We start from the raw sequence: 23,211 nt of genomic DNA on the forward strand, positions 1-23,211 counted from the left end.
ACTATGGACGGTCAAACGGGCATTTTTATAGTGGTTCATCCGGGCTCTTTGGGGTCTGGAGAGGTGTGGTAACCACCATTTTCCAAAGATGTCCCGGATGAACAACGTACAGAGAGATCACAACTAACAGTCGACTCTACCCCCTCCTCCACTGCTGGGAGGTGACCTTGCCGTTAAGGCACTGCCGCCGTCACCACGATCTCGACCTTCCAGTCGGCGTGGGCCAGCTTGGCCTCGACCGTGGCGCGCGCCGGGGTCGCACCTTCCACGACCCACTCATCCCATGCCTTGTTCATGCCATCGAAGTCGGCCATGTCGGCCAGGAACACTTCGGCGCGCAGCACGTGCTGGCGATCACTGGCCACCAGCGCCAGCAGCTTGTCGATCTCGGCCAGCACCTGCCGGGTCTGCCCGATGATGTCCTGGCTGGTGTCTTCCGGAATCTGGCCGGAGAGGTAGGCGACCTTGTTGTACACGGTCATTTCGGACATGCGCGGTCCGACGTCGTAACGCTCCATCATGGGCGTGGCTCCTGCGGGTGATCAGGCCTGCATTGTCCTCCAAACCGGTCAACGATGGGTGCAGGGCAGCCTTCCACACACGGTCACTACCGGCTTCCGACAGCGACGCTGGTCAAATGCCAGCGACAGGCGCACGATGCGCCACGGCTGCATTGACACCGCCCTCGCCCTCCCTGACGCACCCTTGCGCCGATGACCGAAACCACCGACCCCGCCACCGCTCCCTCCACCCCGGCATGGAAGCGGGTCCTCACCATCGTCATCCCGCTGCTGATCCTTGCGCTGGCGCTGCACGGCCTGGCCAACGAGTTCGATGAGAACGGCTACCGCGCCATCCGCCATGCCTTCCACCAGCTCAGTGGCACGCAGATCGCGCTTACTGTCGTGCTGGGCCTGGCCAGCTATGCCTGCCTGATCGGCTTTGATGCCATCGGCCTGCGCCGCAGCGGCATCCGCGTGCATCCGGCGCGCATCGGCATCACCGCGTTCCTGGCACACACGCTCGGCCAGACCGTGGGCTTTGCCGCGCTCACCGGCGGTGCGGTGCGCCTGCGCGGCTACCGTACCGCCGGCCTCGACCTGGCGCAGATCGGCCAGGTCGTGCTGATGAGCACGCTCGGCTTCGTGTTCGGTGCGTGGCTGCTGATCAGCGTGGCGCTGTGCATGGAACCGGCGGCAGCGGCGCTTGCCCTGCCGCTGGACCCGGATGCGGTGCGCGTGGTCGGCATCGTCGCGCTGCTGGCCTATGCGGCCACCCTGCTGCTGGTCGGCCGCGATGGACGCCAGTTCAGCGTGTTCGGCCATGCGCTGTGGCTGCCCGACCGGCGCACGATGATCGGGGTGACCGTGCTCAGCGTGATCGAGCTGGTGCTGGCCAGTGCCGCGTTCTATGTGCTGCTTCCGGACTCGACGCCGACCGGCCTGCCTGGCTTCGTGGGCCTGTACCTGGTCGCGGTGCTGGCCGGCCTGGTTTCGACCGTGCCCGCCGGCCTTGGCGTGTTCGAATGGAGCCTGCTAAAGCTGCTGCCACAGGTGGCACCGGCTGCGGTGCTGGCGGCGGCGTTGATCTACCGCGTCACCTACTACGTGCTGCCCCTGCTGCTGGCCACCCTGCTCGCGCTTGCACCCGCGCTACGCCAGCCGCTGCAGGCCAGTGCCGGGGCAACCCGTGCCGGCTGGAACGCGCTGCGCCCATGGTTGCCGCAGATCATCGCGCTGGGGGTGTTCAGCATCGGTGCTGCGCTGGTCATCGACGGCACGTTGCCCACGCCGCGCCGTCACCTGGTCAACGCATCACTGCCGATCCTGGAAACGTCCCATCTGATCGGGAGCCTCAGCGGCGTCGCCCTGCTGCTGATCGGCCAGGGCCTGGCCCGGCGCAGCCATGCCGCATGGATGCTGGCGATGGCCGTGTGCGTGATCACCCCGTTGCCACTGTGGCTGCGCGGTGGCCAACCGTTGATCGCGGTCTCCGCCCTGCTGGTGGCGATGGCGCTGTGGGCCGCACGCCGCGAGTTCTACCGCCAGGGCGCGCTGCTCGATGAAGCATGGTCGTGGCCATGGCTGCGCAACCTCGGCCTGGTACTGGTGGCGGTCACCTGGCTGTTGTTCTTCACCTACAGCCATATCGAGTACCAGAACGAGCTGTGGTGGCAGTTTGCGATATCCGGCAACGCACCGCGTGCGCTGCGTGCGCTGCTGGTGGTGGCGATCGCGCTGGTGATGTTCGGCCTGGCGCGGCTGCTGCACAGTACGCGCAGCCCGCTGCCAGCCGCCGACGAGGCCACGCTGCAATCATTGGCGCCGGTACTGGCCGGTGCCACCGATACCCAGGCCTGCCTGGTACTGACCGCCGACAAGGCGGTGCTGCGCGATGATGCGAAACAGGGCTTCGTGATGATGCAGCGCTACGGCGGTTCGCTGATCGCGATGGGCGATCCGGTCGGCCCGCCTGATGTGGCGCGCGCGCTGATATGGCGCTTCCGCGAGGAAGCTGACCGGCTCGGCCTGCGCCCGGTGTTCTACCAGGTGGGCGAGACCTACTGGCAGACCTATCTCGACCTGGGCCTGGGCCTGGTCAAGCTGGGCGAGGAAGCGATCGTGCCCTTGCACGACTTCGGCCTGGAAGGCCGCGAACGCGCCGATCTGCGCCAGGCCTGGAACCGTGGCAAGCGCGGGGGCCTTTCGTTCCGCGTGGCACCGGTGGAAGAGATTCCCAGCCTGCTTCCCCGTCTGCACGCGATCTCCAACGCGTGGCTGGAAGACAAGGCCGGCGACGAGAAGGGTTTCTCGCTGGGCAGCTACGATCCGGATTACCTGGCGCGCTTCCCGGTGGCACTGGTCGAAGCCGAGGGCCAGATCGTGGCATTCGCCAACCTGTGGCAGGCACCGGCCGGCGCCGAGCTGTCGGTGGACCTCATGCGCCACGTCAACGAGGCACCGAAGGGCACGATGGACTTCCTGTTCATCGAGCTGTTCCTGTGGGGCCGCGCTCAGGGCTATGCGCGCTTCTCGCTGGGCATGGCGCCGCTGTCCGGGCTGGCCCAGCATCGCCTTGCTGGGCGCTGGAACCGACTGGCCGGCCTGCTGGCGCGGCATGGCGAACGCTTCTATGGCTTCAGTGGCCTGCGCCGCTTCAAGTCGAAGTTCGACCCGCAGTGGCGACCGCGCTATCTGGCAGCACCCGGCGGCATGCACCTGCCGGCCGCGTTGCTGGATGCCACGCGTCTGATCTCTCTGGACCCGCGGCGTAACTGAAGCCCTGAGCCGCCGGGCATGGCCCGGCGCTGCAAACCACCCGGTAGGTGTCGACCTTGGTCGACACGGCGGCGACAGCGTTCGGGCGTGGCCCGGCGCTACGCCCCGCCCTTGAGGATCACTTCGGCCAATCGGTCGTAATCACCATTGAAGTGATGGTCGCCCGGCAGCTTCACCTTCTGCACGCCGTCGTTGGCCGGCAGGCCGGGGCACAGCGCGTCGTCATCCTTGTCGCCATACACGCAGAGGGTCTTGGCCGCCGGCAGCTTCGCCACTTCCGGCGCGATCGGCAGACCATCGCCGCCACCGCCCAGCCAGTTGCTGACATGGAATTCGAAGTCAGCCTTCCTGCCCACCGACAGCAGCACGATACGGTCCAGCGCCTCACGGGTGCCGGCATCAAGCTGGTTGATGGTGGCCGGCAGCACGTCGGCACCCTGCGAGAAACCGATCAGCATCACCTTGTCGCGATGCCACTGCTGGCGGTAGTGATCGATGATCTTCTGCAGGTCAGTGGCAAATCCCTTCGGCGTGCGTTCGCTCCAGAAGTAGCGCAGTGAGTCGATGCCGACCACGGCCACGCCATGTTCGTTGAGCGACGATGCCACGTCCTTGTCCAGGCCGGCCCAGCCGCCATCGCCGGAAACGAACACGGCCAGCGTGTCGCCATTACCGGCAGCGGGTACTTCCACTATCGGCAGGCCCTTCAGCGCGGCTGGTGGCGGTGCCAGGCTGACGCCGGCCTGCGCGCCGATCACCCGCGCCGCCGCCACCAGGCCGGGTGAAGCATCGCCGCGCGCGGTGCGCTTGAACTCGCGTGCCATCGCCACCTGCTGCACGAAGCGGCTGGCCTCGCCAACCTTGCAGCCATGGTCGCCGGCGGCGCTCAGCCACGGGGAATTCAACTCGGCAGGCTGCAGCTTGTTGTGCTTCACGCCATCGCCGCAGACCATGCGCTCGTGGCTGTGATCCGGGCAGAAGCCGGTGGTCAGCAGGCCGGCGAACACCTGGGTGTCGGCCTGTGCGGCCAGCGTGTAGGCCATCTCGGCGCCTTCACCATCACCACCGACCAGCGGCAGGTGGTAGCCAGGCAGGTGCAGGGAGGCCTGCAACCAGCGCGAGAAGTTCTCGACGTCGCCGGAACCGAACGAACAGGTCGGATTCCCCTCGCGCTTGAGCACGCTGCGCAGATGCGCGATGTCCACGGCAGCGACCATCGCGCCATCGGCACGCAGGGCCTCGATCGGAAGGCGGCTGGTATCACCACCGGCGGTGGGTTCATGGAACCAGATCACCACACGCTGCGGCGTGCCAGCCGGCATGTGCACCGGAATCTGCTCGAACCGCCCGTGGCTGAACTGCTGCACGTTGGCCGCCGCCATTGCCGGCAGCGCTGCCAACGCCAGAACCACACCCATTGCCCTGCCCAGCCCTGCACGCTTCATGTCGCATCCCCGATGGAATGCGCACACGATACGCCGCCGCCGCGTACACGGCACGTACCGGCGCAGGCCGTTGGGGATTCAGTGGGCTGCGGCCCGACGGCTGCGCCGGTACAGGGCCATCGCCAGATACAGCAGCCAGCCAACGATCACCGCGATCACGACTTTCTGCCCCAGCCCACGCGGTGGTCCACCACGCCACAGCACATGCAGCCACAGCAGCACGAAGGCCAGCCATGCCCAGCCCCAGAGCAGGCCTGCGGCGGACTGCCAACCCGGTTCGCGGCGCAGATACCAGGCCTGCAGCAGCATGCCGACGCTGGCACACAGGAACGCGGTGTTGGCTGCCAGTCCATGGATGAACGGTGCCAGCAGCGGGGTCGCTTCAGGCAGCCAGCTGTCACCGATGGCGACCGTCGCCAGCCCCAGTGCAGAGACAGTGAACAACAGCGGCGCCGCCGCACTGCGGCGCGGCCCGATGCTGCCGCGATACAGCGCAATGCCAAGCGCCGCAATGGCCAGCGCCAGCAGGCAGTAGGCAGCGCGCAATGCCAGGCCCCACGGCCCGTGCAGGTACAGGCTCAAGGTTGCCCGCACCCAGTCCAGATCACTGCGCGCGACCTGGGTCCACAGCGCGGTGGCCACGAACAGCAGCAGCGCCACCAGTGCCAGCACCGCCGCCGGACGCGCACGGCTCATGGCGTTGCCTCCGGATGCCGCGTCTTCCACTCGGCCAGCGCCTTGCGATAGCGCTGCAGCTCATCGGCGTACAGATCCAGCACGCACAGCGGGCAACCACTGCCGCAGCATTCGTTGGGACCGGGCTCTTCCGGTGGCAGCGGGCGGGGATCGGGATCAGGGACGGACACAGTGGGAAGCGACAATCGGTGAGAGCAGGCCCAAGTGTACCGGTCCAGCTCAGCGGGCCAGCTGTCGACGCAGGTTTTCCCTAGCCGCCGCATCCAGGCGCTGGTGGAAGAAGTCACTGAGGAAGATGCGCGGCGCCCGCAGCAGCCCCTGCAGGAAACGGCGACGCCCGGCGCGGTACAGGAAGCCCGGCACGACCCCTTTGTACTCTTCGGCCACGCCACGATCGTAGGCGGCGAACACCGGCTCGGGCGCGGCCAGGATCGCCATGTCGCAGTCCAGGAACAGCGCGGCCTCGGCATCAACGTCGTCCGGGCCCAGATCGCCATGGCGGGCTGTCAGCAGGATCAACTGCTCGACCCGCGCGGCGTCGACGCCGGCCAGTTCCGGGGCCCGTGCGATTGCCTGCAGGGCCAGCGCCACCGAACGCGCTTCGTTGTCCTTGCGGCCCGCCACATAGATCGCGTCGTGGTAGAGCACGGCCAGGTACACCTCGGCGGGCCTCTGCCAGCCCGGGCCGTCAGCCACATCCTGGCAGTGCTGCAGCACCGCGCGTACGTGTCCGAAGTGGTGGTAGGCGCGGGGCGGCGTTGCGTAGCTGTCCTGCAGCGCCTGCCACTGCGCAGGAGCCAGCGTCAGCGGAGAGAAATCCATACCCGGATCATCCCGCCTGCGCAGCCCCGCGGCAAGCTGATGGTTTTTTCACCACATACTCACAACGCTTGCCCGGTGAGGCCTGGACGCGGTTGTCCACAGCTTTGTCGAGCGCTGGTCCACATCGGTTGTGGATGAAACGCCGTACCGGCCACGCGCCGACCAACGGTCACTGCAGCGCCGCGCCGCCGGGTCTACACTCGCTGCAGGCGGGAGCGCCCGCCGCTGCCGGGAACTGTCATGTACCGCCCTGCCGCCCGCATCTTCGTCGTGGTCCTGGCCGCTTTGATGGCCGCGCCGCTCTGCGCACAGGACCACCCGCGCACCGATGCACTCCCGCCCATCGGAAGCGTCCGCCCGGTGGAGGTCCCCTCACCGGAACAGGTCTTCGCGATTCCTCCCGCAATGCGCGCGATGCTGCAGGCGCAGGTGATCGACCGCAGTTCATCGCGCGAGCAGCGGCTGCAGGCACTGGTGGAAATGATCTTCGGCCGCCAGGGGCTGGACCTGCAGTACGACGCGAACGCGACCTACACCGTGGACGAAGTCTGGCAGCAGCGCCGCGCCAACTGCCTCGCCTTCACGCTGATGTTCGTGGCACTGGCGCGCGAGGCTGGCATCCAGGCCCGCGTCCAGGAAGTCGGCCAGGTCGTGTCCTGGTACCAGGACCAGGACGCCGGCGTGGTCTACAGTGTGGGCCACGTCAACGCGGGCGTGGAGATCGCGGGGCGTTACGCCACGGTCGACCTCGATCGCAACGTACTCTACGACCGCCACGGCCCGCAGCCGGTCAGCCGCGCGCGCGCACTGGCCCATTTCTACAACAATCGAGGTGCCGAACGCATGGCCGAAGGAGACCTCGTCGGCGCCCGCGCGTTCTTCGATGCCTCGGTCGTGCAGGATCGCGCATTCCCCTCGGTCTGGAACAACCTGGGTGTGCTCGACAACCGTGAGGGCAACACCGATGCGGCGCGGCAGGCACTGGACCGCGCCCTGCGCCTGGACGGTCGCCAGGATGCGGCGCTGACCAATGCCAGCGCGCTGTATCGGCAGCTTGGGCTGGATGCGCAGGCCAAGGCCCTGGAGCGACGCTTGAAATCGGTGCAGCGTGAGGACCCGTTTGCGCAGTACATGCTGGGCACACAGGCCGAGCAGGCCGGAAAGCTGGCCGAAGCCATCCGCTATTACCGGCAGGCCGTGCGCCTGTATGACACCGCGCACCAGTTCCACTTCGGGCTGGCGCGCGTGTATTTCGTGTCCGGGCAGCTTGAACGCGCCGACCGTGAACTGACCCGCGCGCAGCTCCTGGGTGGTGCACCGGAGCAGGCACGCTACCAGGCCAAGCTCGACAGCCTGGCCCGCTGGCGCGCGCAGCAGCAGGCCAGGCGCTGAGACCGATCAGGCCTTCTTGAGGAAGCAGGTCTTCAGGACCAGGCCCTTGATCTTGTCCGAGTTGCCTTCGATGTGCTCGGCATCATCTTCGACCAGGCGGATGTTGCGGATCACGGTGCCCTGCTTCAGCGGGATCGAAGACCCCTTCACCTTCAGGTCCTTGATCACGGTGACGGTGTCGCCGGCCTGCAGGGTATTGCCGTTGCTGTCACGCACGACCAGGGTCGAACCGGCACTTTCCTCGGCGGTCCATTCGAAACCGCAATCGGCGCAGATCCACAGCGCGCCATCGGCATAGGTGTTTTCCAGGGTGCACTGCGGGCAGGCGGGAACAGACGACATCGGCAAGTACCTCAAAGTGAATCAACAGCCGCCATTGTAACCGCCCGGTCCGGGGCCCCGGCTCCCTGGCAGGTGCCCGGCCGCCGCCATGACCGCGGCTGGAGCAGCCGTGACGCTGGAACTTGCAGTCGGCGACGAACTGCAGCAGAGTGCGCGGCCCCTGACCGCCCCCGGAACTCCCCATGCGCCTCGGCATCGACTTCGGTACCAGCAACTCCGCCGCCGCCATCGTGCATGAGGGGAAACTGCTGCCGATCCGTTTCGGTGACGCCGAACAGTTCCGCACCAGCGTGTACTTCCCCGGCGTGGTGCCCGACCCGGACGACTTCCAGCTCGACGACGGCCAGGAACACCAGCTGCAGCAGATGATCGATAGCGCCGCGCGTGCAGCCCGTGCCGCCGGCCAGGAACGCACCCCGCAGGCGCTGCGCCGTGAAGCCCTGCGCGCCCTGCGCCGTGAATGGATGGAGGCCCGCGCCGGCAAGGAACGCAGCGCCAGCGATCTGCTGCAGAACGCGGTCTACGGCGACGACGCGCTGGAAGCCTATTTCGAGGAACACGAAGGCAACCTGGTGCAGAGCCCGAAGTCGATGCTGGGCTACAACCTGCACCCACGCGCGAAGCAGACCATCACCGGCATCGCCGCGCACATCCTCGAACACATCCGCCTGACCGCCAGCGCCCAGCTTGGCCAGCCGCTGCGTGCCGCTCTGCTCGGCCGCCCGGTGCAGTTCCGCAGCTCGATCGGCGCGGCCGGCAATGACCAGGCACTGGATATCCTGCGCGAGGCCGCCACCCAGGCCGGCTTCGACCAGATCGATTTCCTCGAAGAACCCGCCGCGGCGGCCATGCACTACCACGCCGAAAGCCGCGAGCGGCACCAGGCGGTGATCGTCGACATCGGCGGCGGTACCACCGATATCGCGCATGCCGAAGTCGGCGGCGACGACGCCCCGCGTATCCACCGCGCGTGGGGTATCGCCCGCGGGGGTACCGACATTGATCTGGCGCTGAGCCTGTCCAGCTACATGCCGCTGTTCGGCCGCGGCATCACCCGCGTGCCCGCCCACCACTATGTGGAAGCAGCCACCGTGCAGGACATGACGCGCCAGCGCGACTTCCGCCAGCACAAATACGATCACGTCGACGAGCCGTGGGGCGGGCGCCTGCAGGCCCTGCAGGACACCGGCAATACCGCCCGCCTGTACCGCGATGTCGAACGCGCCAAGATCGCCCTCAGCGCCGCCAGCGAGCACCGCAGCACGCTGGACTACATCGCCCGCGACCTGCATGCCGACAGCAGCGCCGATGGCCTGGCCGCCGCCGCCCACGGCTACCTGGAGCAGATCCGGGAACTGCTGGCCCAGGTCCGCAGCGACATCGGGGGCGACCCGGATGCGGTGTTCCTGACCGGCGGCATGTCCCGTGCCGGCTACCTGCGCCAGGCCGTGGCCGAGGCCTTCCCGGGGGCCCGCATGGTCCACGGCGAGCCCTCGCTGGGCGTGGTCCAGGGCCTGGCGTTGGCGGCAGCCTGCCAGGATTAACAAAACGTTACGCGGTCTAAGTTACTCTTGGTCGGCTAGAACCCCGCTGCACCTTCCACCGGCCACGCCGGTGTGTGTCCACGGTGCAGCCTGGCCCGCCCTGCGGGCCTAGCGGCCATGCCTTCCTGGCTCGTTCATGGTCCGCGCAGCACCTGAGCCGCCATCGAGACCCGCTTTGGGCACCCGCCAGGCCCCTGTGGCCTTACAACCTGACGCAGCACCTGCACCCATCGACTGCCGCCGTTGTGACGCGGTCTGTTGCCGGCTGCCCGTGCTGCTGCAGCCCGGCGACCACGTGCCTGGCCAGTTCCTGTCACGCGACACCCACGGCCGTGCCGTGATGGCGCGCAACGAGGAAGGCTGGTGCGCGGCGATCGATCCCTATCACCTGCGCTGCACGATCTATTCGCAGCGCCCGGCGATCTGCCGCCAGTTTTCGATGGGCGGCGATGACTGCCGCCGCGAGCGGCAGGACTACCTGCGCCAGGCCGATGCCTGGGCGCTTTCCTCCCCTTCCACCTGACAGGAGCAACCATGCCCCGCAAGGCAAAGACCCCCGCGAAGGCCAGCAACAGCATCCGCAGCGAACGCAAGGGCGCGGCCGCCAGCACCGTGGTCAGCAGCGATTCGATCGCTTCGGACCTGGCAGCGTTCCGCAAGGCCGGTGGCAAGATCGAAGTCCTCGGCACCACCTGGGCGCTGAAGAAAGCCAGCTGACCCAGTACCGACCGCGGCGGCGCTGCCGCCGCGGCCTGCCGGACCGTGCTCAGCGATCCAGGCGTACCCGCACACTGCCCGAATGCGACTGGATGCGGATGTCTCCATCGCCGCCCCCCAGACGCGTATCGAGATGGCTGCCCGGCCCGTAGCGCGGCCGCTCCACCTGACCGGCGTCGCTGTTGATCGAGCCGCTGAAGCTGTTCACCGACAGCTGTGCCGACACCGTGCGTGGCAGGCTCAGCGTGACCGAGGCACTGACCGATTCGACATTGATGCGGCCGCCGGGCGCCAACCCGGCTGCTGCCAGATCGATGCTGCCCGAAACGGTTTCCACCGCCAGTCGCTGCACGCGCCCGGCGTCGACCTGGACCCGTCCGGACACCGTCTGCGCACCGATATCACCGGACACGCCACCGCCGGCCTCGATGCGGCCACTGACGGTGTTCACATCCAGCTTCGGTGTCTGCAGGCGTGCGCTGACACTGCCACTGACCGTGTTGAGCTTGCTGTCGCCACTGCGGCCAGCCGCGCTCAGGCTGCCGCTGACCGTGTCGGCCTGCAGCCGTCGCACGTCGATACCACTGATGTCCTGGCTGGCGCTGACCGTGCTCAGCAGCAGCTCCACCGATCGCGGCACGTTCAACACCAGCGTTGCACCACCGCTGTTGCTGCGGCGCGGATATTCGATCTCCCAGCGCACACGGTTGGCGCTTTTTTCCTGGCGCAACTGCAGGCCGTCGCTGAGCGTGCCGGTGAGCTGCACGTCATTGCGGTCCCAGCCACGCACGGTCACCTTGCCGGCCACGTTGCTCAGCTCGATGCGACCGCCCGCAGCCAAGGTGTGGCGCTCGTCGATGCGGATGTCGGCCAGTGCCACGGCAGGGGTCAGCAGCAGCGCGACACAGCAGGAAATCAGGGTTCGGGTCATGGGGGTCTCCTCAGGTCGTCAAGCCGGACTCGGCGGCATAGGCCGCCTGCCGGGTCAGTTCCAGCCGCAGCGCATAGGTGCGCTTGAGCTGGCCAAGCAGGTGCGGCGCACGCGGGTCCTGCGCCAGGGCGGCACGGATCTGCGCCGCGCTTTCATCCAGTTCGTGCAGGGCCGGCTGCCATTCCGGCGCCCGTCCATCGGGCAGCGAAGCGACGGCCTGCTGATACTGCTCGGTCATCGCCGCGGCCTGCAGCTGCAGGGCGGACGGCGCCGGCGTATCCGGCTGCGCATGCCGCCACGGCGCCACCGCATACAGTGCCAAGCTGGCAGCCAGGGCAGCGCCGGCCGGCAACCACCAGCGGCGCCGCGAACGCACCGGCAGGACCACCACGTTGTCCGTTGGCGCGGGCGCTGCCTGCGATTCACGCGGCGGCAGCCGGGCGGACAGGCGTGCCCAGCCATCGGCGGGCACATCGCGCTCGTTCGGCAGCGCGCGCAGCCGGGCCAGCAGGTCGTGATCGGAATCGTGTTCGTGTGTACTCATGTCATGTCTCCCAGCCGTGCGCGCAACAGGCCGCGCGCACGATGCAGCTGTGCCTTGGAACTGCCGACAGCCATCTGCAGCTGCTCGGCGATTTCCTGGTGTTTCCAGCCTTCGATATCGTGCAGCACCAGTACCGCACGCGCCCGTGGTGGCAGTGTCGACAATGCGCGCTCCAGGTCACGCTCGGTACCCGCGCAACGGTCATGCACCGCCAGTTCCAGCAGGCCGCCATCGACATCCTCCAGACTGTCGTGATCCTGCCCTGCGGCGCGACCACGCAGTTCCATCAGTGCGGCGTTGACCCCCAGCCGATGCAGCCAGGTGGACAGGCTGCTCTCGAAACGGAACCCTGGCAGGGCTTTCCAGGCCTGCAGGAAGGCCTCCTGCAGCGCATCCTCGGCACGTGCCTGCTGGCCGCCACACAACCGCCACAGGACAGCGAATACACGCGGCGCGTGACGCCGGTACAGCAGTTCGTAGGCAGCGGTGTCGCCGGCGGCCGCCGCCCGTACCAGAGCGGGTTCGTCGACGGCGTCGTTGGCGGCGGGCGGCGCGGGCATGGTGGTGTCGAGCATATCGCTTGGATGCGGCGACCCGGGAAAAGGTTTAGAGCCGATCGACGGCCGATGCCATGCAACCTTTTCGACGGCTGCTGCATCCATGGAAGGTCCTTCGCGAATCTGCCGTCCGGGAGTCCTGCCATGTCCAGCCCTTCCTGCGCCGCCCTGCTGGTGATCGCTGCCTGCGTCCTGCTGCAGGCGCTGGGCCTGTCACTGCAGCTGCGCCCCGACAACGGCCGCGCCTGCCTGCAGCAGCACCGCCAGGAGCTGGTCTGCCTGGCCTGGACCCCGGCGGTCGAATCCCCCGCACGCGCCGGGTAACATCGAGGGCCGTTATTGCCACCCGTCGTCGCCCCCATGATGTTGTCCCTGAAGGATCACCTGCCGACCTGGACCTACCCTTGGCTCCACGACGCGGGTATCGCCGTGAAGATCCTGCTCACCCTGCTGGCCGCGTGGCTGCTGCGGGTGCTGGCACGGCGCTTGATCCGCCGCTTCGCCGAGCACTACACGCTGCCACCGGAAATGGTGATGGGCGCGCGCCGGATCACCAGTTTCGTGGTCTATTTCAGCGCAGTGCTGTACATCCTCAGCCTGCTCGGCGCATCGCCGTCGGTACTGTGGACCGCGTTCACCGGCTTCGCGGCGGTGGGTGCGGTGGCCTTCTTCGCGGCCTGGAGCGTGCTCTCCAACATCTTCTGCACGCTGCTGATCTTCACCACGCGCCCGTTCCGCCTGCATGACTACATCGAGGTGCTGGAGAACGGCGAGAAACCGGGCCTGAAGGGCCGGGTGATCGACGTGAACCTGATCTACACCACGCTGCAGGAGACCGGCGACGGCCACGAGGGCACGGTGCTGCAGCTGCCGAACAACCTGTTCTTCCAGCGCACGGTGCGGCGCTGGCGCGACCCGGCGCAGGCCCCCGGCGGCATCCAGGGCGACGGCTGAGGGGGGGGGCCTTTGCAGGGCTGCGCCCTGCACCTGCAGAGGCCGAAGCCGAAGCAAGATCAAGAGCGGCATTCCGTGGGATGGCGGGGCGGTGTGGGTGGTCAGGACACGCCGTAAACCCGTCCATGGGGGCTCGATGGCGCCATCCATGGCGCCAACGGTCCTGCCCACCCACACCGCCCCACCTCTGACAGATTCCGCGCGCTGTTGGTGGGTGCCGACCGTTGGTCGGCACATCTGTCAGATATCGATAGTCAAAATTGAATCCGACCCCGTGCCGACCAACGGTCGGCATCAGCAGCGGGTTCCAACAGATCGCGGAAATCTGTCAGAGGCGGGGCGGTGTCGGAGTGCGGGGTGTCCGCGGCATGGATGCCGCGGCCAAGGCCCCATGGACGGGTTCACGGCGTCCCCGCACTCCGACACCGCCCTGCCAACCCACGGAATGCCAGCCTTTGATGTTGACGTTGCTTCTGCAGGTGCAGGGCGCAGCCCTGCAATAAAACACCCCTTACCTCAGCTGGCTGTCCTTGCTGCCACGCCGGTTGTACCCGGCATGCGCCTGCTCTTCGTCGTCATGCGCCTGCTGGCACGCCACGCACAGCCGTACCCCAGGCACGGCCTGGCGCCGCGCCAACGGAATCGGTGCGTCGCATTCCTCACAGTGTTCCAGACCAGGGCCCTGCCGCAGCTGGCGCCGCGCGCGGGCAATCGCATCGTCGACGGTGGCGTCGATCTGGTCCTGGACCGCGCCGTCTCCCGCCCAACCGGTGGCCATGGCCATCCTCCGCAGGTGTGTCGCCTGATATGGGGACGATACACCCGCGCACAAAGGAGCAGACCTGTGTTGAGCAGAGCCATGCCCGGCTGATCTTCAGCAATCTGAGCAGAACGTGGAGGGCTTCAATCAGGTCGATCGCGACTTAATCCCCTCCGTCCCCTTTTTGCTTACCAGACCAGGTCGTCGGGCACCTGGAACTGCGCGTAGTAGGCGTCGTCCTCGGCGTTGCCGGTGGAGATCTCCGCGGTCGAGCCCGGCTGGCCGTGGTCGACGATGATCGCTTCCGGGGCGCGCTCACGCACCTTCTCGGCAGCAGCACGTGGCAGCAGCGCGTAACCGTCGCCGTGGGCAACGATGACCAGCACGCCGACCGACAGCGCCTTGCGCAGCTTGGGGTCGATCAGCAGGGTGCGGATCGCCGTGCCATCGCTGAAGCGGTACTCGTCATCGCCCTTGTGGGGCACGGCATGGGCCGCGATGATCTGCTTCGCCTGCGCCTTCTGTTCAGCCTGCCTGGCCTGCGCATTGCGCTCGGCGGCCAGCGCGCGGTCGCGCTCGACCTTCTCGGCGCGGGCCCGTTCAGCCTCGCGCTGGACGTCGGCCGAGGTCGATTCGGCCTTGCCCTGCCGGGCCTTGGCCTGCTCGCGCGCGGCGGCGCTGGCCTGCGACTTCTTGGCCAGGCCGGCCTTGAGCAATTGTTCCTGCAGCGCGTTGGGCTTTGCCATGGTCGGTGCGTACCGCGTGTAATCTTGGATGCCCCATTCTACCGACGCCCCGCCGCCCCTGCATGGCAGTCCTGAAGTACCTCACCGGCTATCCCGAACCCTTGGTCGCCCAGGTCAGCGAACTGCTGGCGCAAGGCAAGCTCGGCCCCTGGCTGCAGCAGCGCTATCCCGACCCGCACGAGGTACGCAGCGACCGCCAGCTGTACGACTACACCCAGGAGCTGAAGGACCGCTACCTGCGCAAGTCGGTGCCGCTCAACAAGGTCTGCTACGACAACACGCTGGAAGTGATCAAGCACGCGCTGGGCACTCATACCGCCATTTCCCGCGTGCACGGCGGCCGCCTCAAGGCCAGCCGCGAGATCCGCATCGCCACCGTGTTCCGCCAGGCACCAGCAGCGTTCCTGCGCATGATCGTGGTACATGAGCTGGCCCACCTGAAGGAATCCGACCACAACAAGGCTTTCTACCAGCTGTGCCAGCACATGGAGCCGGATTACCTGCAGCTGGAGTTCGATACCCGCCTGTACCTGACCGAGCTGGCCAACCGCGGCCAGCGTTGACCGGCCGCAGCAGCTACACTGCGCGCCCCCTGCCCGACCTTGCCGCCATGGAACCGATCCGTCTCGACAAACGCCTGTCCGCCCTGCTCGGCATCCCGCGCGGCGAAGCGCGGCGCTACATCGAAGGCGGCTGGGTCACGGTCAACGGCGACGTGGTGGAGCAGCCGCAGCGCCCGGTCGATGACAGCGCGGTGATCGTCGTAGCCGCGCAGGCCAGCGATGAAAAGGCCGAGCGGGTCAGCATGCTGTTGAACAAGCCGGCCGGCGTTGCCGCTGAGACCCTGTGTGCGCTGGTCAGCAGTGACAGCCACAGCGAACTCGATGCCAGCGACATCCGTCCTCTGCAGCGTCACTTCCATGGCCTGCAGCTGGCCGCCTCGCTTCCGGCCAGCGACAGCGGCCTGGTGGTGGTCAGCCAGGATCCGGCCACGCTGGCCCATCTGCAGCGCAATCTGGGCCGCACCGAGCAGGAATACCTGATCGAAGTGGCCGAAGGCGGCCCGGAGCGTGGGCCATGGCTGATGGCGCGTCTGCAGCAGGAGGCCGGCGGCGGCAAGGTCAGCTGGCAGAGCGAACAACGCCTGCGCTTTGCCGGCAAGGGGCTTACCGCCAAGGGCCTGCGTGCAGCGGTGACAGCCGCCGGGCTGCAGGTGACCGGGGTGCGCCGCCTGCGTATCGGACGCGTGGCGCTGGGGCCGCTGCCGCCGGGGCAATGGCGCTACCTGGGCAGCCACGAGCGGTTCTGAGGTGTGCGGGTCAGAGCCCTTTCCTGTGGAATGGGATCCGACCCCATCGGTGACGCCCCCTCGGGGCGGGATCCCGTGCCGAAGGCAAGGGCTCTGACCCCCTGTCGATCCTGCAGGCATTCCTTCACGCATGGCGTGGCTCTACCATCGGGGCATGAGCCTGCCCAAGCCGCTGTGGCGACGCCTGCTGCGCATCGCTGCAATCATTCTCGCTGCGCTGGTGCTGCTGGTGCTGTCCGGCCTGCTGCTGGCCGACCACCTCACGCCGCAGGCACGGGGCACGCCTTCGCATGTGCTGCCACTGCAGTCGGCGCAGACCCGCATCGACCAGCAGATCGTGCCATTGCAGGAGGCCCATCCCGGCCAGTCCGGCGTGGCCTTCCTCAGTGATGGCATGGATGCCTTCGCCGCACGCGCGATGATCACCACGCACGCAGGCCGCAGCCTGGACCTGCAGTACTACATCTGGCACGACGACCTGATCGGCCACCTGATGGCCAAGGCGCTGTATGACGCCGCCGAGCGCGGCGTGCGCGTGCGCATCCTGCTTGATGACATGAATGCCAAGGACAAGGACGCGCTGATGATGGCGCTCGATGCGCATCCGAACATCGAGATCCGCCTGTACAACCCGTTCCGCAACCGGACCGGCATCCTGCGCATGGTGGAGATGGTGCAGCGCTTCTTCAGCGTGAACCACCGCATGCACAACAAGAGCTGGATCGCCGATGGCCGCGTCGCGATCGTCGGTGGCCGCAACATCGGCGAGGAGTATTTCAGCGCGCGCACCGATGTGAACTTCCAGGATCTGGACCTGCTGGTCGCCGGCCCCGCCGTGGAGCAGGCCAACCGCATCTTCGACGACTACTGGAACAGCGAAACCGCCATTCCGGTATCCGCGCTTGCCTTCCATACCGACGCACAACTGCGCCTGCTGGTGCGCGAATCGGACCACGAGGCGCAGCGGGACGTGGCCCGGCCGTACCTGGCGCGCGTGGCCGAATCGCGCAAGCGGCAACGCCCGAGCCCCGAGCCGCTGCGCTGGAGCGGTGCAGTGCGCATCGTGTCCGACCCGCCGATGAAGCACCGCAAGGACGATCGCGCTGCCTGGCTGGTGTCGACCCTGATCAGCGAGCTGCAGGCCGCCAGGCACAAGGCCCTGTTGATCTCGCCCTACTTCGTTCCCGGCAACGAGGGCCTGGATGGCTTTTCGGCCATGTCCGGGCGGGGCGTGCAGGTCGGCGTGGTCACCAACTCACTGGCCGCTAATGACGTCGCCGCCGTACATGGTGGCTACATGGGCTACCGCGTGCCGTTGCTCGAAGCCGGCGTCCACCTTTACGAACTGAAGGCACAAGGGCAGTCCGGCGATGCCGGCGTGTTCGGCAGCAGCGGCGCCAGCCTGCATACCAAGGCGTTCCTGGTCGATGACCGCCGCGGTTTTGTCGGTTCGTTCAACCTCGACCCGCGCTCGGCCTATCTGAACACCGAGATGGGCGTGCTGTTCGACGATCCGGTGCTGGGCGCACAGCTGCGGGACGAGTACCTGCGCCTGGCTGATCCCAGGCACAGCTGGTGGCTGGCGCTGGATGACCGTCGCCGGTTGCGCTGGCTGGAGCGCGAACCGCCACCGCACTGGGTGGAGGCGGAGCCGGGGGCAACGGCGCGCAAACGCTGGTTGTCGCGGGTGATCAGCTGGCTGCCGGTCGAATCGCAGCTGTAGCGCTCAGGGCGTTGGACCCGCCTCTTCCTGTCCGGCCTCATCACGTGTTTCCACGCTGCGTCCATGCAGGCGCCGCCAGATCCAACGCAGGGCATGCGGCGGCGCTGAAGGCAACTGTTCGAGCAGGGCCAGCATGCGGCTCTGGCTGGCATGTCCATGCCGGCACAGCAGGCTGGCTGCCGCCGCAGCGCTGGCCAGACGCAGGCTGTCGGCGAGTGGGCCATCGGCCTCCGGCGCCAGTGCCTGGTGCACGGGCTCGGGCAGCTCCCAGGCTGCAGCCACGCGTTGTGCCAGCGGCAACGACCATTGCTGGAGCAGTTGCAGGGCCAGCGCCGGCTCCACGGTTTCGTCGCGTGCCTGCGCTTCCTGCAGCAGCTGGCGCATCACCAGCGCTGACCCCAGCCCCTGCACCAGGCCCAGCCACTGCGCAGCGAAGGCATCACCGAAGGTGACCGTGCGCGCATGATCGGCGGCCGCACGCGAAGCCAGCAGTGCGTGCTCCCAGATGATCGTGCTGAACTGCGGAAACATGCCGCATTGCACCTGCATCACCGGCTGCACCAGCACTGCGCTGATGATCTGGCGCACGCCCTCGGTACCGACCAGGGTCACCGCACGCTGCAGGCTTTCCACCGGCCGCTCATGCACCTTGTAGGCCGGGCTGTTGGCGATGCGCAGCAGATTTCCGGTCAGCACCGGGTCCTGGCCGATGATCGCCGCCATCAGCCGTGCCGAGGCGGCATCGTCGTTGACGGTCTGGATCAGCTGCGGCAGCAGTTGCGGGCGCCGTGGCAGGTGCCGGGCGGCCCAGTCACGGTCCTGCAGCGCGCGCGCCACCGCTTCGCCCAGTGCCGGATCCTGCACGGGGGCAGGCTCGCCGGCCAGCCGTGGGTACAGGGCAAGTGCATGCAGGCCGCGCTGCAGGTGGGCGGCGATCTCACCGGCCTGCAGGGCCTCGCCCTGAAGGCTGGCTGCGGCAGCAGCGACCGCCTGTCGCGATACGGCCGCCAGGCGCAACGGAGCCGCCCCGGTCGAGCGCGCCAGCCAGCCGCGCAGCGATCGCCACCAGGCCGGCGTCATCGCCGCCTGCCCTGTCGTTGTGGTGCCCTTGCCGTCACTGACCGCCCTGCCTCTTCACGCGAATCCGGCCACCCGCCGTCGTCGCAGCATCGGCCGCACTTTCATCTTCTTTAACCGGAAGGGCGCCGATGTCGACGGCAGCGACCGGGGGAATGGACTAGAATGGCGCCGCGCGACCCGTCCCCCTGCACTGACGACGTCGCTTTTTTTGTTTTGGGACCCTACCGTTCACTGGCCGTTCGCTGCAGTTCGCCGCTGTTCGCGCCATCGGAGACGCCATGCTATTCGAAACCCTCGCCACCACCGGCCACGAACAAGTGGTGTTCTGCCACAACCACGATGCCGGCCTGAAGGCGATCATCGCCATCCACAACACCACCCTGGGCCCGGCCCTGGGCGGCGTGCGCATGCGCCCTTACGCCAGCACCGACGAGGCGCTGGCCGATGTGCTGCGGCTGAGCCGGACGATGACCTACAAGAATGCGCTGGCCGGGCTCAACGTGGGCGGCGGCAAGGCGGTGATCATCGGCGACCCGAAGACGGACAAGACCGAGGTACTGTTCCGCGCCTTCGGCCGCTACGTCGATTCGCTGGGCGGCCGCTACATCACCGCCGAGGACGTTGGCACCGACGTCAACGACATGGAGAACATCTACCTGGAGAGCCAGTTCGTGACCGGCGTGCACCAGGTCCATGGTGGCTCCGGCGATCCGGCGCCTTTCACGGCCTACGGCGCACTGCAGGCACTGATGGCGTCGATGCGCTTCAAGTTCGGCCATGAGGAAGTAGGCAAGACCAGCATCGCGGTGCAGGGCCTGGGCCACATCGGCATGGAACTGGTGAAACTGCTGCGTGACCGCGGCGCCAAGCTGTATGTCACCGACCTGGACAGTGCGCTGGTTGATCGTGCAGTCAGCGATTTCGGCGCCGAGGCGGTCAAGCCGGACGAGATCCACGAAGTGAACGCCGATGTGTTCGCACCGTGTGCGCTGGAAGGCGCGATCAACGCCGACACGCTGCCGCGGATCAAGGCCAAGATCATCTGCGGCACGGCCAACAACCAGCTGTCGAGCCTGGAGATCGGCGACGAACTGCATGCGCGCGGGATCCTCTACGCCCCGGACTACGCCGTCAACGCCGGCGGTGTGATGAACGTGTCGCTGGAGATCGACGGCTACAACCGCGAACGCGCGATGCGCCTGATCCGCAGCATCTACCACAACCTCACCCGCATCTTCGAACTGTCGCAGCGCGAGAACATCGCGCCGCAGCGGGCCGCCGATCGCATTGCGGAAAGCCGCATCCTGTCGATCGGCAAGCTGAAGATGCCGCTGGGCCGCAGCACTCCGCGCCTGGGCAACCTGCGCGGCGGCTGAGGCTGCAGACGTCGCGCCGGGAGCCTTCCCGGCGCGACCGATTGCTAGAACCCGGTGCTGTAGCGCAACGCAGCCTGCCGCGCGCCCTCGCCACCGATACGCTGGTCGAAGCCCAGGCTCAAGCGGCCATTGCGGCCCCACCACGATTCCAGCGCCACGCCGATCAGCGCACTGCCGCGCGGCGCATCCCAGCCTGCCAGCGGCGCCCAGGCATCCACGCCGACAAAACTGGCCTGCCAATCGGCGTCACCGCCGTCCAGCCGCTGCTGCCACTCGGCGTGTCCGCGCAGGTTCCAACGCCCCCAGCCCCGCTCGCCGCGGATGCCGGCCAGCATCTGGCTGCGCTGCGCGCGGGTGGCATCACCCCGCAGGCCGAAGCCGAAACCGCCCAGCTCATTGAACGCATCGGTATCGACACGCGTGGTGCTGGCACCGAGGTAGGGCGTCACCGAAGCGCCTGCGCGGCCCAGGCGATATCCGCCTTCCACGCTGGCGCTGCTGAAACGCCCGCCGTAACGCGCCGAGACACCGTAGGCACCCGCACCCAGCAGCAGCTGGCGATCCAGCGCGCGGGTGAACTGGCCACTGCCGAACTGGGCCAGCGCATAGCCGCGCCCCAGGCTCCAGCCAGCGTACAACTGTGCCTGCGCCTGGCGGTCGCGCCCGCGATCACCGTCGAAGCTGCTGCCTCCATTGCTGCGGGTCTCACCGAAGGCGACGCCCATCAGGCCGTTGCCGCCCAGCGGCAGATCCTGGCCGGCCATCCAGCCCCGGCTGTCGGCGGCGTTGCCGGCGAAGCTGCCCTGCCCCACCTCACCCAGCGCGCTCTGCCAGCTCCCGCGCAGGCGCGGGGTGGCCTGTACACGATCGAAGCGCTCGGCAATCGCACGCCGCGACATGTCGATGCTGTCGAAGGTGGCGGCCTCGGCGCGGGCATGCGCCTGGCCGGACAGGCTCTGCAGGCTGTCGGCCAGGCCCTGCTGGCCGCCTCCGGCCCACTGCAGCGCACCGGCTGCCGCACCGAAGGGCGATCCCTGCAGGCCGGTGTTGCCGTCGAGCACTGCGAATGCGCCTTCCAGGCGCTGCGCTGCGGCCTGTGCGGAGGCGCTCAGGCCACTGGCTGCGGCGGTGACGCTGACCTGGTTCACGTTCAACCAGGCGTTGTTGCTGTCGTAGCCATACGTGGGTGCCACCAGGGTCAGCCCCTGCAGACCGGTGGAAGTGGCTTGGCTACTGAAGGTGCCGTTCAGGCCACCCGCGGCGTGGATGAGGTCCTGGCGCGTTCCGTTCTGCGGCACATAGCCGGAGACGAAGCCGTGCACACGCACACCGCCATTGATCGTTGCGTTGCCGATGACCTGAAGTGCGTTGGCACCGAGCGCGATCATCAGCTGCGCGCCGGGCTGCTGGGTGTAGTTGCCCTCGATGGTGCCGGTGGTGTTGCCGGTGGTGAGGAACACGCTGCCGCCGTTGACCACATTGCCGATCACCCGCGGCGTGCCACCGTTGAACTGCAGACCGGTGGAGTCCGGGTCGGGCTGGGCGAGGATCGTCACATTGGAACGGATCACGCCACCGTTCTGCAGCGTCAGGATGCCGCGCTCGATGCGGGTGGCGCCGGAATAGCTGTTGTTGCCGGCCAGTACCAGCTTGCCTCCGCCCTGCTTGACCAGGCCACCGCTGCCGGTGATGTCGTTGCTCCACATCGAGTTGGTCGAGCCGGCATCAACGTTGGCAACCACATCGCCCCAGTCGAAGCGGCCGGGACCGTTGATCGCGCGACCGATGTCGAGCAGGCCATAGCCGAACACCGGATCCACGCCGGGCGCACCGATGTCCTTGGCAGTGCCCAGCAGGGTCTGCCTCACCAGATCGTTGCTGAAGTAGGGGAAGCGCTGCCAGACCAGCGCCGCCGCACCGGAGACCAGCGGCGCGGCGAACGAGGTGCCGTAGTTCCAGTAGTAGCTGCCACCGTTGGCATCCGGGTAGACCGCGCTGCCCGGCGCTACCAGGCAGTAGCGGGCCGCCTGGCCGCAGGCATTCGAATAGCTGGCCAGCGCGCCAGGCGTAAACGGGTCCACCGCCGTGGCCACCAGCCAGCCGCGCTCCAGATCGGCCGCCGGAAGCGTGCCTGCCACGCCCTTCTGGCTGGGCAGCGCGGCCAGGCTGCTCGGCTCGCTGCGGCCGTCATTGCCGGCGGCGAACACCACCAGGCCACCGTGGTTGATCACGAACGGCCGGTATTCGGCGGCTACCTGCGCGGTGGTCGGCAGGTCGGTCCAGTACAGGCCGCCCCACGAGTTGTTCATCACCTTCACGTTGTAGCTGATCAGGTCCTGGTGGACCTGGGCCACGCCCAGCGGCCCACTGAAGGCATTGCCCTGGCCACTGCCGTCATCGGTCGGCGGCTTGTCGGAAATGATTCTTGCCGAGACGATCTGGGCGCCTGGCGCGATACCGCCCGGCCAGGTCCCCACTGCTGCGCCGGCGGCGAGGCTGGCCACGGCGGTGCCATGCCCGACCACGTCATCAACCGCCAGGTTGTTCCTGGCGGGATCGATGTAATTGAAGTTGGCCAGCACGCGACCATTCAAGGCCACCGCGTTGCGCTGCACGCCCGAATCGACGATGCCGATGCGCACGCCCTGCCCGGTCAGGCCGGCGGCCTGTGCGGCACGCGCGTTGGTGACTGAAAGATGCGCATCAAAGGCCGGCTCCTGCGGCTTGGCCGGCGGTGGTGTCGTCGGCGGAGGCGTGGTTGGAGGGGGCGGCGTGGTCGGGGGTGGGTCGACGCGCACGTTGCTGCCGCCTCCGCCGCCTCCACCACAGGCCGTCAGCGCCATCGCCAGCGCGGTTGCCAGCACAGACCTCACCATCATCGTTCGCTCCATCGATTCCTTCCCGTGAACGTTGGCCTGCCTTCATCCCGGCAGGCGTTCGGCGCCGCACAGCGGCAGCCCTCCCCGACCCTCTATACTTGGGCCGACCCCCACGC

General features: G+C 67.8%; 24 protein-coding genes. 11 read left to right on the forward strand and 13 right to left on the reverse strand.

Annotated elements, in window-relative coordinates:
* Positions 1–173: 173 nt before the first annotated feature.
* On the reverse strand, positions 174–521 hold the full coding sequence (locus AC5P60_RS17940) for a RidA family protein (protein ID WP_483693762.1): 348 nt from the start codon (positions 519–521) through the stop codon (positions 174–176).
* Positions 522–713: 192 nt separating this feature from the next.
* Between AC5P60_RS17940 and mprF the strand changes: the two genes are divergently transcribed.
* A complete protein-coding gene (mprF, locus tag AC5P60_RS17945; protein ID WP_483693761.1) occupies positions 714–3,278 on the forward strand; it encodes a bifunctional lysylphosphatidylglycerol flippase/synthetase MprF in 2,565 nt (854 codons plus the stop codon).
* A gap of 98 nt (positions 3,279–3,376) precedes the next feature.
* Here mprF and AC5P60_RS17950 read toward each other — a convergent pair whose 3' ends face one another.
* The 4 genes from AC5P60_RS17950 to AC5P60_RS17965 form a co-directional block, all read right to left on the reverse strand.
* Entirely contained in the window at positions 3,377–4,723 is a 1,347-nt protein-coding gene (locus AC5P60_RS17950) for a virulence factor family protein (protein WP_032964433.1), read from the reverse strand.
* Between the two features lie 78 nt (positions 4,724–4,801).
* Positions 4,802–5,419, reverse strand: a complete 618-nt coding sequence (locus tag AC5P60_RS17955) for a DUF998 domain-containing protein (protein ID WP_407626578.1) — start codon at positions 5,417–5,419, stop codon at positions 4,802–4,804.
* Positions 5,416–5,589: an oxidoreductase-like domain-containing protein gene (locus tag AC5P60_RS17960; RefSeq protein WP_050550426.1), complete on the reverse strand. Its 174-nt coding sequence runs from the start codon at positions 5,587–5,589 to the stop codon at positions 5,416–5,418. Before AC5P60_RS17960 ends, AC5P60_RS17955 begins: the two co-directional genes overlap by 4 nt.
* 49 nt (positions 5,590–5,638) lie before the next feature.
* Positions 5,639–6,241, reverse strand: a complete 603-nt coding sequence (locus AC5P60_RS17965; RefSeq protein WP_495201794.1) for an HD domain-containing protein — start codon at positions 6,239–6,241, stop codon at positions 5,639–5,641.
* A gap of 240 nt (positions 6,242–6,481) precedes the next feature.
* Between AC5P60_RS17965 and AC5P60_RS17970 the strand changes: the two genes are divergently transcribed.
* A complete protein-coding gene (locus AC5P60_RS17970; RefSeq protein WP_483693760.1) occupies positions 6,482–7,633 on the forward strand; it encodes a tetratricopeptide repeat protein in 1,152 nt (383 codons plus the stop codon).
* 6 nt (positions 7,634–7,639) lie between these two features.
* Here AC5P60_RS17970 and AC5P60_RS17975 read toward each other — a convergent pair whose 3' ends face one another.
* Positions 7,640–7,975 carry a zinc ribbon domain-containing protein YjdM gene (locus AC5P60_RS17975; RefSeq protein ID WP_005414225.1) on the reverse strand — a complete coding sequence of 112 codons (336 nt, stop codon included), beginning with the start codon at positions 7,973–7,975 and terminating at the stop codon, positions 7,640–7,642.
* Positions 7,976–8,157: 182 nt separating this feature from the next.
* Between AC5P60_RS17975 and AC5P60_RS17980 the strand changes: the two genes are divergently transcribed.
* The 3 genes from AC5P60_RS17980 to AC5P60_RS17990 all read left to right on the forward strand — a co-directional run bounded on the left by AC5P60_RS17980 (position 8,158) and on the right by AC5P60_RS17990 (position 10,236).
* Positions 8,158–9,519 carry an Hsp70 family protein gene (locus AC5P60_RS17980; protein ID WP_033834328.1) on the forward strand — a complete coding sequence of 454 codons (1,362 nt, stop codon included), beginning with the start codon at positions 8,158–8,160 and terminating at the stop codon, positions 9,517–9,519.
* 229 nt (positions 9,520–9,748) lie between these two features.
* Positions 9,749–10,042: a YkgJ family cysteine cluster protein gene (locus tag AC5P60_RS17985; protein ID WP_053462562.1), complete on the forward strand. Its 294-nt coding sequence runs from the start codon at positions 9,749–9,751 to the stop codon at positions 10,040–10,042.
* A gap of 11 nt (positions 10,043–10,053) precedes the next feature.
* The gene (locus AC5P60_RS17990) at positions 10,054–10,236 is read left to right on the forward strand and encodes a hypothetical protein (protein ID WP_005410566.1); all 183 of its coding nucleotides are present in this window, start codon (positions 10,054–10,056) and stop codon (positions 10,234–10,236) included.
* 49 nt (positions 10,237–10,285) lie between these two features.
* Here AC5P60_RS17990 and AC5P60_RS17995 read toward each other — a convergent pair whose 3' ends face one another.
* From AC5P60_RS17995 to AC5P60_RS18005, 3 genes are read right to left on the reverse strand one after another with little or no spacing between them, the layout of a single operon-like run.
* Positions 10,286–11,167 (reverse strand): DUF4097 family beta strand repeat-containing protein, encoded by an 882-nt coding sequence (locus tag AC5P60_RS17995; RefSeq protein WP_033834330.1) that lies wholly within the window; start codon positions 11,165–11,167, stop codon positions 10,286–10,288.
* Positions 11,168–11,177: 10 nt separating this feature from the next.
* On the reverse strand, positions 11,178–11,711 hold the full coding sequence (locus tag AC5P60_RS18000; protein ID WP_005410568.1) for a hypothetical protein: 534 nt from the start codon (positions 11,709–11,711) through the stop codon (positions 11,178–11,180).
* Positions 11,708–12,286, reverse strand: coding sequence for an RNA polymerase sigma factor (locus tag AC5P60_RS18005; protein ID WP_033834331.1), 579 nt, complete (start codon positions 12,284–12,286; stop codon positions 11,708–11,710). Before AC5P60_RS18005 ends, AC5P60_RS18000 begins: the two co-directional genes overlap by 4 nt.
* A 126-nt stretch (positions 12,287–12,412) precedes the next feature.
* Here AC5P60_RS18005 and AC5P60_RS18010 point away from each other — a divergent pair, with 126 nt between their 5' ends.
* Together AC5P60_RS18010 and AC5P60_RS18015 are read left to right on the forward strand one after the other, a co-directional pair.
* On the forward strand, positions 12,413–12,592 hold the full coding sequence (locus AC5P60_RS18010) for a hypothetical protein (RefSeq protein WP_005410570.1): 180 nt from the start codon (positions 12,413–12,415) through the stop codon (positions 12,590–12,592).
* Positions 12,593–12,628: 36 nt separating this feature from the next.
* Positions 12,629–13,222 (forward strand): mechanosensitive ion channel family protein, encoded by a 594-nt coding sequence (locus tag AC5P60_RS18015; RefSeq protein ID WP_080353465.1) that lies wholly within the window; start codon positions 12,629–12,631, stop codon positions 13,220–13,222.
* Between the two features lie 511 nt (positions 13,223–13,733).
* On the opposite strand, the gene AC5P60_RS18020 is transcribed toward AC5P60_RS18015, so the two are convergent.
* Together AC5P60_RS18020 and AC5P60_RS18025 are read right to left on the reverse strand one after the other, a co-directional pair.
* Positions 13,734–14,000: a DksA/TraR family C4-type zinc finger protein gene (locus AC5P60_RS18020; protein WP_005414219.1), complete on the reverse strand. Its 267-nt coding sequence runs from the start codon at positions 13,998–14,000 to the stop codon at positions 13,734–13,736.
* A gap of 170 nt (positions 14,001–14,170) precedes the next feature.
* A complete protein-coding gene (locus AC5P60_RS18025; protein ID WP_033834333.1) occupies positions 14,171–14,728 on the reverse strand; it encodes a DUF2058 domain-containing protein in 558 nt (185 codons plus the stop codon).
* Between the two features lie 62 nt (positions 14,729–14,790).
* Here AC5P60_RS18025 and AC5P60_RS18030 point away from each other — a divergent pair, with 62 nt between their 5' ends.
* From AC5P60_RS18030 to AC5P60_RS18040, 3 genes are all read left to right on the forward strand, one after another.
* Positions 14,791–15,291, forward strand: coding sequence for a M48 metallopeptidase family protein (locus AC5P60_RS18030; protein WP_033834335.1), 501 nt, complete (start codon positions 14,791–14,793; stop codon positions 15,289–15,291).
* A 47-nt stretch (positions 15,292–15,338) separates the two neighbouring features.
* A complete protein-coding gene (locus AC5P60_RS18035; RefSeq protein WP_033834386.1) occupies positions 15,339–16,037 on the forward strand; it encodes an RNA pseudouridine synthase in 699 nt (232 codons plus the stop codon).
* Between the two features lie 130 nt (positions 16,038–16,167).
* Positions 16,168–17,760 (forward strand): phospholipase D family protein, encoded by a 1,593-nt coding sequence (locus AC5P60_RS18040; RefSeq protein WP_033834337.1) that lies wholly within the window; start codon positions 16,168–16,170, stop codon positions 17,758–17,760.
* A 3-nt stretch (positions 17,761–17,763) separates the two neighbouring features.
* On the opposite strand, the gene AC5P60_RS18045 is transcribed toward AC5P60_RS18040, so the two are convergent.
* Positions 17,764–18,840: an HDOD domain-containing protein gene (locus tag AC5P60_RS18045; RefSeq protein WP_483693759.1), complete on the reverse strand. Its 1,077-nt coding sequence runs from the start codon at positions 18,838–18,840 to the stop codon at positions 17,764–17,766.
* Positions 18,841–19,118: 278 nt separating this feature from the next.
* On the opposite strand from AC5P60_RS18045, the gene AC5P60_RS18050 reads away from it, so the two are divergent.
* Complete coding sequence (locus tag AC5P60_RS18050; RefSeq protein ID WP_005410578.1) at positions 19,119–20,216, forward strand: Glu/Leu/Phe/Val dehydrogenase dimerization domain-containing protein; 1,098 nt, start codon at positions 19,119–19,121, stop codon at positions 20,214–20,216.
* A 44-nt stretch (positions 20,217–20,260) separates the two neighbouring features.
* On the opposite strand, the gene AC5P60_RS18055 is transcribed toward AC5P60_RS18050, so the two are convergent.
* Complete coding sequence (locus tag AC5P60_RS18055) at positions 20,261–23,107, reverse strand: S8 family serine peptidase (protein WP_483693758.1); 2,847 nt, start codon at positions 23,105–23,107, stop codon at positions 20,261–20,263.
* Positions 23,108–23,211 lie beyond the last annotated feature (104 nt).

It is taken from the genome of Stenotrophomonas sp. YJH_SMC_120, from assembly GCF_059368675.1.

Bases quoted from the DNA above. Each gene is read 5' to 3' on its own strand.
- AC5P60_RS18055 (WP_483693758.1), bottom strand. From the start codon at position 23,107: ATGGAGCGAACGATGATGGTGAGGTCTGTGCTGGCAACCGCGCTGGCG.
- AC5P60_RS18005 (WP_033834331.1), bottom strand. From the start codon at position 12,286: ATGCTCGACACCACCATGCCCGCGCCGCCCGCCGCCAACGACGCCGTC.
- AC5P60_RS18015 (WP_080353465.1), top strand. From the start codon at position 12,629: ATGATGTTGTCCCTGAAGGATCACCTGCCGACCTGGACCTACCCTTGG.
- AC5P60_RS18020 (WP_005414219.1), bottom strand. From the start codon at position 14,000: ATGGCCACCGGTTGGGCGGGAGACGGCGCGGTCCAGGACCAGATCGAC.
- AC5P60_RS17955 (WP_407626578.1), bottom strand. From the start codon at position 5,419: ATGAGCCGTGCGCGTCCGGCGGCGGTGCTGGCACTGGTGGCGCTGCTG.
- AC5P60_RS17965 (WP_495201794.1), bottom strand. From the start codon at position 6,241: ATGGATTTCTCTCCGCTGACGCTGGCTCCTGCGCAGTGGCAGGCGCTG.
- AC5P60_RS17950 (WP_032964433.1), bottom strand. From the start codon at position 4,723: ATGAAGCGTGCAGGGCTGGGCAGGGCAATGGGTGTGGTTCTGGCGTTG.
- AC5P60_RS18035 (WP_033834386.1), top strand. From the start codon at position 15,339: ATGGAACCGATCCGTCTCGACAAACGCCTGTCCGCCCTGCTCGGCATC.
- AC5P60_RS18045 (WP_483693759.1), bottom strand. From the start codon at position 18,840: ATGACGCCGGCCTGGTGGCGATCGCTGCGCGGCTGGCTGGCGCGCTCG.
- AC5P60_RS17990 (WP_005410566.1), top strand. From the start codon at position 10,054: ATGCCCCGCAAGGCAAAGACCCCCGCGAAGGCCAGCAACAGCATCCGC.
- AC5P60_RS17970 (WP_483693760.1), top strand. From the start codon at position 6,482: ATGTACCGCCCTGCCGCCCGCATCTTCGTCGTGGTCCTGGCCGCTTTG.
- AC5P60_RS17975 (WP_005414225.1), bottom strand. From the start codon at position 7,975: ATGTCGTCTGTTCCCGCCTGCCCGCAGTGCACCCTGGAAAACACCTAT.
- AC5P60_RS18040 (WP_033834337.1), top strand. From the start codon at position 16,168: ATGGCGTGGCTCTACCATCGGGGCATGAGCCTGCCCAAGCCGCTGTGG.
- AC5P60_RS17940 (WP_483693762.1), bottom strand. From the start codon at position 521: ATGATGGAGCGTTACGACGTCGGACCGCGCATGTCCGAAATGACCGTG.
- AC5P60_RS18025 (WP_033834333.1), bottom strand. From the start codon at position 14,728: ATGGCAAAGCCCAACGCGCTGCAGGAACAATTGCTCAAGGCCGGCCTG.
- AC5P60_RS17980 (WP_033834328.1), top strand. From the start codon at position 8,158: ATGCGCCTCGGCATCGACTTCGGTACCAGCAACTCCGCCGCCGCCATC.
- AC5P60_RS18000 (WP_005410568.1), bottom strand. From the start codon at position 11,711: ATGAGTACACACGAACACGATTCCGATCACGACCTGCTGGCCCGGCTG.
- AC5P60_RS18050 (WP_005410578.1), top strand. From the start codon at position 19,119: ATGCTATTCGAAACCCTCGCCACCACCGGCCACGAACAAGTGGTGTTC.
- AC5P60_RS18010 (WP_005410570.1), top strand. From the start codon at position 12,413: ATGTCCAGCCCTTCCTGCGCCGCCCTGCTGGTGATCGCTGCCTGCGTC.
- AC5P60_RS18030 (WP_033834335.1), top strand. From the start codon at position 14,791: ATGGCAGTCCTGAAGTACCTCACCGGCTATCCCGAACCCTTGGTCGCC.
- AC5P60_RS17995 (WP_033834330.1), bottom strand. From the start codon at position 11,167: ATGACCCGAACCCTGATTTCCTGCTGTGTCGCGCTGCTGCTGACCCCT.
- mprF (WP_483693761.1), top strand. From the start codon at position 714: ATGACCGAAACCACCGACCCCGCCACCGCTCCCTCCACCCCGGCATGG.